The sequence below is a fragment of the Specibacter sp. AOP5-B1-6 genome (genome assembly GCF_052376555.1).
Classification (GTDB): Bacteria; Actinomycetota; Actinomycetes; order Actinomycetales; family Micrococcaceae; genus Specibacter.
Map to the genome: position 1 here is coordinate 15,771 of NZ_JBQSVT010000048.1, position 13,014 is coordinate 28,784.

Genomic DNA, 13,014 nt, shown 5'->3' on the forward strand with positions numbered 1-13,014 from the left:
CAATTGCGTCCTGAGTACCTTTTCTCGCCTTTCAGGGCACGATGGGCACCCATGCGGGCCGGTTGCAAGGTAGAATTACACAATAACCGTCTCTCCGCGGCGCTGTGGCAGGTTTTGGGTTACGTTGAGAGCGGTATTTATCTGCCTTCCAAGAGGAAACGAAGCACAGACAAGTGACAGTCGTGTGCCCGTCCCAGCGTTGGCAATCGAGCTGAACAACAAAAGGGGTCGAACGCGCCTGTGACGACGAATAATCCGGATAGTGCCGCAATTTCAGAGCCGGAAAGCACGGAGCCAAGCGCGGCGCCAATTACCGAAACATCTGCTGCGCCAGCCAAAGACAACGGTCATTACGATGCCAGTGACATCACCGTTTTGGAGGGCCTGGAGGCCGTCCGCAAACGCCCTGGCATGTACATCGGTTCCACAGGCCCCCGCGGGTTGCACCACTTGGTTTATGAAGTGGTGGACAACTCCGTGGACGAGGCGCTGGCCGGCTATTGCGACCACATCGAAATCACGCTGACGGCCGACGGCGGCGTGCGGGTTGTGGACAACGGCCGCGGCATTCCAGTGGCCATCCACCCCACAGAGGGCAAACCCACCGTCGAAGTTGTCATGACGATCCTGCACGCCGGTGGAAAATTCGGTGGCGGCGGCTACGCAGTGTCGGGTGGCTTGCACGGAGTTGGCATTTCCGTTGTCAACGCGCTTTCGAGCAGGGTTGACACGGAAATTCGCCGCAATGGTTTTGTGTGGCGCATGAAATTTGCCGACGGTGGAAAGCCCCAGGGCACCCTGGTCAAGGGAGAAACAACCACCGAGACCGGCACCACCCAGACGTTCTACCCCGACGCCGGCATCTTTGATTCGATTGACTTCGACTTTGAAACCCTGCGTGCACGGTTCCAGCAGATGGCGTTCCTGAACAAGGGCCTGAAGATTACGCTCTCAGACGAGCGGACCGTTGAGGTGGAGCCCGACGAGGACCCGGACTTGGACGCGGTCCCCGAGGGCAAGGACGTCGCTACCGGCAAACGCGTAGTGATTTACCAGTACAAGGACGGCCTGCTTGACTACGTCAAGCACCTGAACACCTCTAAAAAATACGAACCGGTGCACGAAGATGTCATCGCCTTTGAAACAGAGGATTCCTCCCGCAGCATGGCGGTGGAAATTGCGATGCAGTGGACAACATCCTTCTCGGAGAGTGTCCACACCTACGCCAACACCATCAACACTCATGAGGGCGGAACCCACGAAGAGGGCTTCCGCGCGGCCATGACATCCCTGATGAACCGTTACGCGCGCGAAAAGAACATCATTAAGGAAAAGGACGACAACCTTACCGGTGATGACATCCGTGAGGGCCTCACAGCCGTCATCTCGGTCAAGCTTTCAGAACCCCAGTTTGAAGGCCAGACCAAGACCAAACTGGGCAACTCCGAGGTTAAAGGCTTCGTCCAGCGGGTTGTGACCGATGGACTGGGTGACTGGCTTGAGCGCAACCCGGGCCCGGCCCGTGACGTAATCCGCAAGTCCATCCAGGCTTCTATGGCCAGGCTGGCTGCCCGCAAGGCCCGCGAAAACACGCGCCGGAAAGGCTTGCTTGAATCAGGCGGCATGCCCGGAAAGCTCAAGGACTGCCAGTCCAAGGATCCGGCGTTGTCGGAGATTTACATTGTGGAGGGTGACTCCGCCGGCGGCTCCGCCGTGCGTGGACGCAACCCAAACACGCAGGCAATCCTGCCCCTGCGCGGAAAAATCCTCAACGTTGAACGTGCCCGCCTTGATCGTGCGTTGGGAAATGCCGAAGTTCAGGCCATGATTACCGCGTTCGGTGCAGGCATCGGTGAAGACTTTGACGTCAACAAGGCCCGCTACCACAAGATCGTTTTGATGGCCGATGCCGACGTCGATGGCCAGCACATCACCACTTTGCTGCTCACTTTGCTGTTCCGCTACATGCGTCCCTTGATTGAAAATGGATACGTGTATCTGGCCCAGCCGCCGCTGTACAGGATCAAGTGGTCCAATGCACCGCACGACTACGTGTTCAGCGACAAGGAACGCGACGCGGCCCTGGCAGCCGGCGCCGCATCAGGACGCCGCATCCCGAAGGACAACGGAATTCAGCGTTACAAGGGTTTGGGGGAAATGGACTACACGGAGCTGTGGGACACAACCATGGATCCTGAACACCGCACCTTGCTTCAGGTCACGATGGATGATGCAGCCGAGGTTGATCAGATTTTCTCCACTCTCATGGGTGAAGACGTTGAATCACGACGTAACTTTATTCAGCAAAACGCCAAGGATGTCAGGTTCCTCGACATCTAGCAGGGGTTAGATATAGCCCACTAGTTATAGAGCAACCCAGACATATATTGCGAATGGAATATACAAGATTATGAGCGACGAAACACCTCAGGATCCTTCAGAACCGACCGTGGACACCACGGCAAATGACGTTCTTGAAGGAAATGTACTGCACGACAAGGTTGAGCAAATTGATCTCCAAACGGAGATGAAACGTTCATACCTGGACTACGCCATGGCCGTTATCGTGGGCCGCGCCCTCCCTGACGTTCGGGATGGGCTGAAGCCCGTGCACCGCCGCGTGCTGTACGCCATGTTTGACGGCGGTTACCGCCCGGAGCGTTCGTTCAACAAGTGTGCCCGCGTTGTCGGGGAAGTCATGGGCCAGTACCACCCCCACGGCGACAGCTCCATTTATGACGCCCTGGTGCGCTTGATCCAGGACTGGACCATGCGCTATCCCTTGGCCCTGGGACAGGGCAACTTTGGTTCTCCGGGAAACGATGGCGCCGCTGCACCCCGTTATACCGAGACCAAGATGGCACCGCTGGCCATGGAAATGGTCCGCGACATCGATGAGGAAACCGTCGATTTCCAGGACAACTATGACGGTAAAAACCAAGAGCCGAAAATTTTGCCTGCCAGGTTCCCGAACCTGTTGGTCAATGGCTCCTCAGGCATTGCCGTGGGCATGGCCACCAACATTCCGCCCCACAACCTGCGTGAAGTCGCCGAAGGCGTCCAGTGGTATCTGGCAAACCCCACAGTGGGCCGGGAAGAGCTCCTGGAAGCACTGATTGAGCGGATCAAGGGCCCCGACTTCCCCACTGGGGCACAGATTTTGGGCCGCAAGGGCATTGAAGACGCCTACCGCACCGGCCGCGGGTCCATCACCATGCGCGCCGTCGTCAATGTTGAGGAAATTCAGGGTCGCACCTGCCTGGTGGTCACCGAGCTGCCGTTCCAGGCAAACCCTGACAACCTGGCCATCAAGATTGCCGATCTGGTCAAGGACGGCAAGATTTCCGGCATCGCCGATATGCGTGATGAGACCTCCGGCCGCACGGGCCAGCGTTTGGTTATCGTCCTCAAGCGTGACGCGGTGGCAAAGGTTGTACTCAACAACCTGTATAAGCACACGCAGTTGCAGGAAAACTTCAGCGCCAACATGCTCGCCATTGTCGACGGCGTGCCCCGCACACTGCCGTTGGATGCATTCATCCGCCACTGGGTCACCCACCAGATGGATGTCATTGTCCGGCGCACCCGCTTCCGCCTGCGCAAGGCGGAGGAAGAGGCTCACATCCTGCGTGGACTGTTGAAGGCCCTGGATGCCCTTGACGAAGTCATTGCCTTGATCCGACGCTCTTCCACGACTGAGCAAGCCCGCGACGGCTTGATCCAGCTGCTTGAGATCGACGAGATCCAAGCCAAGGCGATCCTGGACATGCAGTTGCGCCGCCTCGCGGCCCTGGAACACCAGAAGATCACTGACCGTTTCAACGTGTTGGAATCCATGATCATCGAGTTCAACCGGATTCTGTCTGATCCTGAAATTCAGCGAGGCATTGTCAGCGAGGAACTTGCGGACATTACAACCCGCTACGGTGACGACCGCCGCACGGAGATCATGATGGGGTACGACCCCAACATGAGTATGGAAGATCTCATTCCTGAAGAAGAAATGGTCGTCACCATCACTCGCGGCGGCTACGTCAAGCGCACCCGCAGCGACAATTACCGCACACAGCACCGCGGCGGCAAGGGCGTCAAGGGCGCGCAACTGCGCGGCGACGACGTCGTCGAGCATTTCTTTGTCACCACCACCCATCACTGGCTGTTGTTCTTCACAAACCTCGGCCGCGTGTACCGGGCCAAGGCCTATGAGCTGGTCGAGGCCGGCCGGGATGCCAAGGGCCAGCACGTGGCGAACCTGATGGCGTTCCAGCCGGATGAGAAAATTGCCCAGGTCATGGAGTTGAAGGACTACCAGCAATCCCCCTATCTGGTCCTTGCCACCAAGAATGGTCTGGTCAAGAAGACTTCACTCGAGGACTATGACACGAACCGTTCAGCGGGAGTCATTGCCATCAACCTGCGCGACGGCGACGAGCTTGTCTCGGCCCAGCTGGTTTCCGACACTGATGACCTGCTGCTGGTTTCCCGGAAGGGCCAGTCAATCCGGTTCACAGCCACCAACGAGGCACTTCGCCCCATGGGACGGGCCACCTCGGGCGTGACAGGCATGAAGTTCCGTGACTTTGATGAATTGCTGTCCGCAGCTGTTGTGACCGATGAATCTTATGTGTTCATTGTCACGGAAGGCGGTTACGCGAAACGCACGGCCGTCGGCGAATACCGTCTGCAGGGCCGAGGCGGGTTGGGCATCAAGGTTGCCAAGCTTGTGGAGGACCGTGGCGACCTCATCGGGGCGCTGATTGTTCAAGGCGATGATGAGGTTCTGGTCGTCATGAGCGGCGGCAAGGTCGTCCGCTCCGACGTATCGGAGGTTCCCGCCAAGGGCCGCGACACGATGGGTGTCATTTTTGCCAAGCCGGAGAAGAATGACCGCATCATTGGCATTGCACGCAACAGTGAGCGTGGGCTGGTGGAAGATGAAGAATCACTCGAAACAGAGCCATCCGACACAGCCGGACCTGCCGCCGATGGCGGGTCCGCAGGAACCCAGCAGATTGATGAAGTACCGTTAAATGGTAATGACGGAACAACTGGAGGTACCGATTGAGCACCAATAAACCGATCCCGCGGCCTGGTTCCGCACCAAGGGTAGGTGCCCCGGCCCGCCCCACGCAGCGCCCAGCTGGTGCTCCGTCGGCTGCTGGAGCTTCAGCTGCCAAGCGCCCGACACCCAAACCGACAGCCAAGCCGACGGCTCCGCCCACGCTGGTGAAGCCTGCTCCCAAGGCCAAGGCGCGCCGCGCACGCCTGCTGGTGAGCAAGGTTGACCCCTGGTCGGTTCTGAAGATGGCGTTCCTGCTGTCCGTGGCGCTCGGGATTGTCACAGTCGTGGCATCCATTGTGCTGTGGGCCGTATTGGACACCATTGGCTTGTTCGACACGATCAACGCATTCGTCAATGACATTCAAGGCCAGGAGGGTGGCACACCCTTTGATGTTTTAAGCATTGCCTCCCTGGGCCAGGTTGCGTCTTTCTCAACCATTGTGGCCGTTGTCAACGTCGTGCTGTTGACGACACTTTCGGTGCTCTCGGCCTGGCTGTACAACATCTCCGCCACACTTGTCGGCGGCATCGGCGTCACGTTGACCGACGACTGACGTCAGAAGCACTGAAATACTTCACAAATTCCGCGAATCGGCGGGTCCGGGCACCCCAGGGGCCCGCCGATTTGGGACTTTGGGAATGTGTGGGGTAAAGTTTTATCTCGGCCCGCTGAGGGTCAATGAGGGCGTATAGCTCAGGCGGTTAGAGCGCTTCGCTGATAACGAAGAGGTCCCTGGTTCAAGTCCAGGTACGCCCACGGAACCTGCCGGTTCTAGTTCAAGGATGGTGTGCAGTGAAGAAGTTGCTAATTTTGGCCGCGGCTCTTGCTGGTGCGATCTGCTTGAACAAGAAGTGGCGGAAATCCAAAGTTGTGAAGACAACGTGGAGCAGGGCAACTGATTCAGTAAATTGAATCTTTTGGTTTTGTTTCATATATACTGAATCAGCCTCATGGGGGCATGGCGCAATTGGTAGCGCACCTGCTTTGCAAGCAGGGGGTTCGGGGTTCGAGTCCCCGTGCCTCCACCATGAGAAACAACCTCGGTCTTCGGACCGGGGTTGTTTTGTTTTCCCTAACCCATATCCTTCCCTGATGTTCCGGGGTTCCGGGGTTCCGGGTTAGCGGGTTAGCGGCCAGAATGTGTGTATGGCCCGGGGTTGGCAGTCAGCCCGCCAGCCGGCCACACCGCTCCAGCCGCGCTTGGGGACGGAGCTGGCTGGCGCGGCGGTGATTAGCGGGTTGGACATGGCAGTCTCGACCGAGGCTCTGCTGTGAGACCCTCTGGCAGCCGTTGACACGTTCGCCGGTCGAGCGGCGCAAGGGCCTGCCAACAAGTCCGCTGCGCTCGAAGCATGAGGCGTCCTGGCCATTGTTGTGGTCCGCCGCCAGCCCGCCAGGATGCAGCGGCGTCAATTTGCAGGAATTTGGACCATAAACAAAAGTGGGGCCGGGATCACTATGATCCCGGCCCCACTTCCACATGCCCGGTACTTGGCGGCAGCTGGTCGCCCAGCGGCTTGCCTGGCCCTTGGCGCGCCCGGGTCACCGGGCGTTGCGGGCTACTTCTTGGGCTCTGTCGGCTTTGGCTTCGGTGCCGCATCGTTCACGGTGTGGACAGCCGCGTCCTTGGCATCCTTTGCGGCTTCCTTGGCGTCGTCAGCGGCACCGGAGAGGTTGTCCTTGGCCTCAGATACGTGCTTTGAAGCGGGCTTCGGCACAGCCTGTGAAACCTTCTCCGAAACAGTGGCCACGGTTTCCTTTGCCTTCTCGGCCACAGAATCGGCGGCCTTCTCCGCGGTCTTGGGTGCGCCGTCGTCCGCGGGAACGGGGGCAGGGACCGTAGCGGGAGCGTGGGTTGTGGGGGCAGGCGTCTTCCAGGGGTCGGCCACGGGCTTGGACGCCTTCCAGACAGCGACACCGGCAGCAGTTGCCGCCACAACAATGCCAACCACGAGCCAGCCCTTGCCGGACTTCTTGTCCTTTTTTGCGGCCTTTTTCATTTCCGCAGCAAATTTCTTGGCGGCCTCGGACGCGGCTTTTTCAGCCTTGGCCAGAGCCTTCTTGTTGCCTGTCAGCTTCGCGGCCGCAACCTCGACCTGATGTGAAACCCTGGACTTTTCCAGTGCAACTTCGACGGCGTGGCCGGCGTCACCGAGCTTGCCGGAGACACGCGGGATGTAGTCGCCGACGACCTTGTCCTTCGCGGACGTGATGGCCGGGCCGGTTTTGCCCAGGGCATCCTGGATGTGCGGAGTAGCCTCATCAACGGCGTCTGAAATTCTTGGAGCCAACTTTTCAAGTCCTTCCTGCAGTTTTGGTGTCACGGCAGCAACGCCGTCGGCTGTGTACTGGGCAGCCTTGCGGAGGCTGTCCTGAACGACGGGGGAGGCCTGTTCAATGCCCCTTTCGATGCGCGGGACAGCCCAGCCAAGCGCTGCCTCCACACGGGGGGCGGTCCAGTCCCTGGCGTTTTCCACATGGGGAGTGGCCCAGTCCCTGGCGTTGTCCACACCAGTATTGAGTGAGTCTTCCAAACCTTGGGTTAAGCGGTCAACCTTCTTCACGTTTCCTCCATATGTCAGCAGTTTCATGTTTTAGCCTACGTCCCCAATCGCGCTCTTGCTATCAATGCCAGTTCGCCGGGCGCGGAATGCTGGTTCTTATCAGAAAATTCCCACCTTCTCATGGCAGAATATCGCCATGACTGCTATTCCAACCGCAAAAGCAACTATCAGCACCAGCCTTGGCGACATCGTGGTAAACCTCTTCGGCAACCACGCCCCCAAGACAGTGGCCAACTTTGTTGGCCTGGCGACCGGATCCATTGAATGGACACACCCGGCCACCGGTGAAAAAACCAACGCCCCGCTGTACAACGGCACCATTTTCCACCGCATCATCAAAGACTTCATGATCCAGGCCGGCGATCCGCTGGGCCGTGGAATTGGCGGCCCCGGCTTCCAGTTTGACGATGAGATCAACCCCGATCTGAACTTCAACGACCCCTACAAGTTCGCCATGGCCAACGCCGGCATTCAGGGTGGCCGCGGCACGAACGGTTCACAGTTCTTCATCACCACCGTGAACACCAGCTGGCTGCAGGGCAAGCACACAATCTTCGGTGAGGTTGCCGATGAGGCGTCACGCACCGTTGTGGACTCCATTGAGGGTGTGGCAACCGGCGCAGGCGACAAGCCCCGCGAAGATGTTGTCATCAACTCCGTCACCGTTGAGCAGCTCTAAGCAGCACTTGCTTTAGTTTTCAGGGCTTTGGCCGCTGGTTCCGATTGGACCCGGCGGCCAAAGCCTTCCTTATATTCTTCCCATTAGGACCCAATCCATGAGTTCTGCATTTCCGGTCAAGGGATCCTCCACAGGAGCCCCTGTCTGCCCGCGCCACCCCGACCGTGTCTCCTATGTGAGCTGTCAGCGGTGTGGCAGGCCAACATGCCCGGATTGCCAGCGCAGCGCCGCTGTGGGAATTCAGTGCGTGGACTGTGTCCGCGAGGCGACAAAGTCAGTTCCGTCCCGGCGCACCTTGTTTGGCGGCGTGGCCCGTGCCGGCCGACCTGTTGTCACAATCACCATGATGGCAATCTGTGTAGTGGCCTTCGCGCTGGATTGGGCGATCCCCAAGGACTTCATCTTTCAAAATTTTGCCTACGCCCCGTTCCTGACGGAGTCGCAGCCCTGGCGGATGGTGACTTCGGCCTTCCTGCACTCGACCAACATCATGCACATTGCGTTCAACATGTATGCCCTGTGGATTTTGGGAAATGCCCTCGAATCTGCCTTTGGCCGAGTCCGTTTCCTGGCCGTTTATCTTGTCAGCGCATTTGCCGGCTCGGTGGGCGTGTTGCTGCTCTCACCCATCGACACAGTTGTCGTTGGCGCCTCCGGAGCAGTCTTCGGCTTGTTTGGCGCACTTTTTGTGGTGCAGAAGAAACGTGGCGGAGACTTGCGGCAAATTCTGGTGCTGCTGGCCATCAACGCTGCCATTGGGTTCGTGATCCCCAACATTGCGTGGCAGGCACACCTTGGCGGGCTGATCGCCGGCGCCCTCTGCACGGCAGCCATTGCCTACGCACCGGCCAAGAGCCGCAACCTGGTCCAATGGGGCGGGATTGCGGCCGTCGTGGTGCTTCTGGTTGTCCTGACGCTGTACAAGGTCTCAACCTTCCCGTTCTAGCTACATCCGTTGGCTAACTGCTAACGACCAACTGGCAGGGCCACAACCAGCGCGAGGACTATGGCTTGAGCCGGCGGTAGTCGCCGCCGTAGTGAAGCAACGGTGAGAGGTCCTTTTTCCAGGTTGCGTCCTCGCCCATGGAAACCACCGACCCCACGACCAGCAGATGCGTTGCCGCTTCGTGGATGGCAGTCGTTTCTACTTCAAAAAATGCCAGCGCTCCCGCAATTACTGCATTGTCTGTGAGTGGCCCGCGCCTAAAATCTATCTGATTGAGCAGCCCCTCCACCGGCGTTCCCGGACTGGCCAGCCAATTCGCCTGGGGCTTCTGCTCAGCTGTGAGAAGCGACAACGCCCAGGATCCCGACTCCGCCACTGCCAGCGCAATCCTGGATTCAGCGTAGAGGCTGACCAACAATGTCGGAGGGTCGTAGGACACTGACAGGTAGGCGCTGACGGTGGCTGCGTAGTCACGGTTACGAATTCTGGTGCTGATGATTGCCACCCCACTGGCTTGTTCGGCCCCGAGTCGGCGAAATTCATCGATCTGGTCCTGTGTCGGACCCTGTGGGAAAACCCTGCGGATATCAAGGGCGTCAACTAATTCCATGACCTCATCGTCGCACGTATCCACAGTTGTCCACAGCACTGTCCACACATGGGTATAACTTACAGAGCTGTAGTTCTAGTACCTGACAAGTAGTCGTACAAGGGGTTGTCCCCAAGGTTATGCACACTGGGTATAAGTTACACACATGTAATTCCACAGCTGTGGATTACTTTCTGGCGGTCTTCTTGCAGTGCATCACTGTAAACAGACACAAAGTTATCCACTTCTGTGGATAACTTTGTGAACAACTTGGGACAACTCGGGTTTCGAAGACCGGCTGTGGACAGTTCGAAGAAGTTATCAACCCTGGTGGACAAGTCTGTGGGTTGTGGGAAAAAGTTATCCACAGTGTGGAGAACCTTGGGGACAATAACATATCTTGTGGGGCTGTGGTGCACTGTAGGATCCGGAGCTACGTGTCACTAATCCGGATTTCATGTCACCAGCGTGTCACCAGTCCGGAATTCGTGTCACCAGTCGCATACTGGTGGCATGGCCGGAATCCAGGGTCGAGACGCTTCTCTGCGTTACCTCTGTATCAGCAGGGGTGAGGTCAGCACGCGCTTCAGTGAGGCTGACGCGGACGCTGTGCTCCATGGTCTCCCCGTGCGGAAGCCGCCAACGTACCGGCGTCAGAGAAACTACCCAGGCTTGTTTTGGTCAGCGACTACCGAGTCGTTCTTGATCTACGAGAGCCTTCTGGAACTGGATTGCTTGTGGCTCAAGGACTTTGATCCCACTGTTGAGTGGATCGCTACTCAACCATTTGAAATGACCGGTTGGTGCGCAGGACGCAGCCGACGCCATGTTCCTGACATCATGCTTCAGATGAAATCGGGTCGAGTTCGCGTCGTGGACGTGAAGCCAGAACACCGATTGGACGATCCTGACACGGCCGCCGTCTTCAAATGGACTGGCGAGGTTTGTACTGAACGCGGCTGGGACTATGAAGTTTGGTCTGGCGCGTCATCAACTCTCCTTAGAAACACAAAGTTCTTGGGATCGGCAAGGCGTCGTCCACTTGTCAGTGATGATGAATTGATCTCCACCATGGATGCATTTAGCGAGGGGCAGACTCTTGGCGAAGTGATCGACGCTCGCATTTTGCGCGGTGGAAACGAGCATCTCGTGCGTACGGCGTTGTTGCACTTGTTGTGGTGTGGAGCATTGTCTTTTGACATGAAATGGCCACTGCGCGAGGGCAGTGTTCTATTCCGTGGATCTGGAGGATTCAATGCCATCAACGTTTGACATCATCGTAGGGTCAGCGGTTTGGCTCGATGGGCAGATGTGGACCGTGCAGGAAATTGCGGGTGCCTCAATCTTGGTTTCCAATGGAAAAACCTTGCGGAGAGTCGGAGCCGCATTGATCTCACGAGCCCATATCGGTCCGGACGGGGAACAGGATGCTTCTGTTACCGAACCGATGTCGTTGACACTGTCTCGGCTGAGTCCTGCAAGGTTGAAAGAACTGCATTCTCTGGAGCGGGAGCTTCTGGGAATTTTGGACTCCGACCAGGCCGAGGGCACTACCCAGAGTGAGCTCGTCCGCCAGGCTGCTGAACGCCAAGGTGTCACGGTACGGACCATGCGCCGCAAGATTGCCGAATACCGGAGCGCGGGACTGCCCGGTCTGATTGATAGCCTGGCCACCCGCAAATACGAATCCCGGATCGACCCACGCTGGGACAGAGCTTGTTTGGTGGTCCTTGCTGAACTGGTTTATGAATCAACACCCACGAAGAAGGCTGTTATTGGTCGAGTTCAGCGTTTGCTGACTGAAGAATTTGGGCCGGGAGTAGTTACTTTTCCCAGCAGAACCGTCGCTTATGAACGTGTTGATGAATTGGCCAAGGGCAGGCAGGCGTTCGGCCAGGGGAAAGCTCGCCGGTCGATTGCTGAGCGGCCGCAGGGAATGTATGGGCGGTTGCGGTCACAGTATCCGGGTGAGTATGTGTTGTTGGATTCGACGCCGTTGGATGTTTTTGCCTTGGAGGAGGGTACTGGTCGGTGGGTTTCTGTTGAACTGACGGTCGCCATTGATCTGTTCAGCCGCTGCATCGTCGGTCTACGGTTGGCGCCGATTTCTACTGATTCCCGTGACATTGCCGATGTGCTTTATCAAGTGGTGGCGCCACCGGAGGAAGACACACGAGGATTCCCCTATCACGGGGTCCCACACAATCTCATTATCGGGACAGGGGAGGATAAGGCGCCGTTGGGGGCTGTTCCGGGGACGATTGTTGTTGATCATGGAAAGGCTTATCTCTCTGATCATGTCAGGGGTGCGTGTGCGCGGGCAGGGATCAATATTCAGCCGGCCACACCGCATAAGCCGACGGATAAACCAGCTGTAGAGCGGTTCTTTAGGACCTTGCGGCAATCGTTCTTGCAGCATCTTCCTGGTTACAAGGGCCCGGATGTGCATTCGCGTGGTGACAATGTGGAGAACAAGGCCGTCTACTACATCACTGAGTTGGAGAGCATGATCCGTGCCTGGGTTACGACTGTCTATCACCGCAGCTCTCATGCCGGTCTGTGCATCCCGGAAGTACCAGGTATTGCGTTGTCTCCTGTGGAAATGTTTGAAGCTGGGCTGGCCAAGACTGGGCACTTGAGGTTACCGGCCTCGGAGGATCTTGTTTTTGATTTTCTGGCTGTTCATTGGCGTTCGATCCAGCATTACGGGGTGGAGATCAAGGGCCAGCGCTATGACGCGGTGGTGCTGAATAAGTATCGGAACATGAAATCGAAAGAACGCGGTGCCAATGCCGGGAAATGGCCGTTCTTCTATGACACCCATGATGTGAGGTACGTGTATTTCAAGGATCCCGATGAACACCGATGGCATCGCCTGGAGTGGGAGCATGCACCTATGTTGGATGCCCCATTTTCGCAAAAGGCCGCTGAGTACGCCCGCGAGGTGGCCCGGAGGGAGAACCGGCATGTGGATCCGGAACAAGCGGTCTTTGAATTGCTGGAGAAATGGCGGTCAAAGGAGATCCTCTCACGCAGCGACCTCAACCTTTCCAAACGGCTCATGGCCAAGAAACACCACGGCTTAGCCTCGAAATTTCATGAGGCGCGGTTTCTGCTGGATCAGGGCTGACCGTCTGCCTGATGGGTCCTATTCTGGCATTTGGGTGTGACAT

General features: G+C 57.7%; 10 protein-coding genes and 2 tRNA genes. 10 read left to right on the forward strand and 2 right to left on the reverse strand.

The window, feature by feature from the left end; genetic code table 11:
• Positions 1 to 309: 309 nt before the first annotated feature.
• The 6 genes from gyrB (at position 310) to ACT3TS_RS17280 (ending at position 6,091) form a co-directional block, all read left to right on the forward strand.
• The gene (gyrB, locus tag ACT3TS_RS17255) at positions 310 to 2,340 is read left to right on the forward strand and encodes a DNA topoisomerase (ATP-hydrolyzing) subunit B (protein WP_444532772.1); all 2,031 of its coding nucleotides are present in this window, start codon (positions 310 to 312) and stop codon (positions 2,338 to 2,340) included.
• A gap of 70 nt (positions 2,341 to 2,410) precedes the next feature.
• Positions 2,411 to 5,065: a DNA gyrase subunit A gene (gene gyrA / locus ACT3TS_RS17260; protein WP_444532763.1), complete on the forward strand. Its 2,655-nt coding sequence runs from the start codon at positions 2,411 to 2,413 to the stop codon at positions 5,063 to 5,065.
• The gene (locus tag ACT3TS_RS17265; RefSeq protein ID WP_444532764.1) at positions 5,062 to 5,616 is read left to right on the forward strand and encodes a DUF3566 domain-containing protein; all 555 of its coding nucleotides are present in this window, start codon (positions 5,062 to 5,064) and stop codon (positions 5,614 to 5,616) included. Before gyrA ends, ACT3TS_RS17265 begins: the two co-directional genes overlap by 4 nt.
• 129 nt (positions 5,617 to 5,745) lie before the next feature.
• Positions 5,746 to 5,819, forward strand: a tRNA-Ile gene (locus ACT3TS_RS17270).
• A gap of 36 nt (positions 5,820 to 5,855) precedes the next feature.
• Complete coding sequence (locus ACT3TS_RS17275; RefSeq protein WP_444532765.1) at positions 5,856 to 5,975, forward strand: DLW-39 family protein; 120 nt, start codon at positions 5,856 to 5,858, stop codon at positions 5,973 to 5,975.
• 40 nt (positions 5,976 to 6,015) lie between these two features.
• Positions 6,016 to 6,091 (forward strand) — tRNA-Ala (locus tag ACT3TS_RS17280).
• A gap of 531 nt (positions 6,092 to 6,622) precedes the next feature.
• On the opposite strand, the gene ACT3TS_RS17285 is transcribed toward ACT3TS_RS17280, so the two are convergent.
• Entirely contained in the window at positions 6,623 to 7,654 is a 1,032-nt protein-coding gene (locus tag ACT3TS_RS17285; protein ID WP_444532766.1) for a hypothetical protein, read from the reverse strand.
• Between the two features lie 109 nt (positions 7,655 to 7,763).
• On the opposite strand from ACT3TS_RS17285, the gene ACT3TS_RS17290 reads away from it, so the two are divergent.
• Together ACT3TS_RS17290 and ACT3TS_RS17295 are read left to right on the forward strand one after the other, a co-directional pair.
• On the forward strand, positions 7,764 to 8,306 hold the full coding sequence (locus ACT3TS_RS17290; RefSeq protein WP_444532767.1) for a peptidylprolyl isomerase: 543 nt from the start codon (positions 7,764 to 7,766) through the stop codon (positions 8,304 to 8,306).
• A gap of 247 nt (positions 8,307 to 8,553) precedes the next feature.
• Positions 8,554 to 9,252 (forward strand): rhomboid family intramembrane serine protease, encoded by a 699-nt coding sequence (locus ACT3TS_RS17295; RefSeq protein ID WP_444532768.1) that lies wholly within the window; start codon positions 8,554 to 8,556, stop codon positions 9,250 to 9,252.
• Positions 9,253 to 9,310: 58 nt separating this feature from the next.
• On the opposite strand, the gene ACT3TS_RS17300 is transcribed toward ACT3TS_RS17295, so the two are convergent.
• Complete coding sequence (locus ACT3TS_RS17300; RefSeq protein ID WP_444532769.1) at positions 9,311 to 9,862, reverse strand: flavin reductase family protein; 552 nt, start codon at positions 9,860 to 9,862, stop codon at positions 9,311 to 9,313.
• Positions 9,863 to 10,354: 492 nt separating this feature from the next.
• Between ACT3TS_RS17300 and ACT3TS_RS17305 the strand changes: the two genes are divergently transcribed.
• Together ACT3TS_RS17305 and ACT3TS_RS17310 are read left to right on the forward strand one after the other, a co-directional pair.
• Positions 10,355 to 11,113, forward strand: coding sequence for a TnsA-like heteromeric transposase endonuclease subunit (locus tag ACT3TS_RS17305; RefSeq protein WP_444532770.1), 759 nt, complete (start codon positions 10,355 to 10,357; stop codon positions 11,111 to 11,113).
• Positions 11,097 to 12,971: an integrase gene (locus tag ACT3TS_RS17310; RefSeq protein WP_444532771.1), complete on the forward strand. Its 1,875-nt coding sequence runs from the start codon at positions 11,097 to 11,099 to the stop codon at positions 12,969 to 12,971. Before ACT3TS_RS17305 ends, ACT3TS_RS17310 begins: the two co-directional genes overlap by 17 nt.
• The last annotated feature ends 43 nt before the right edge of the window (positions 12,972 to 13,014 follow it).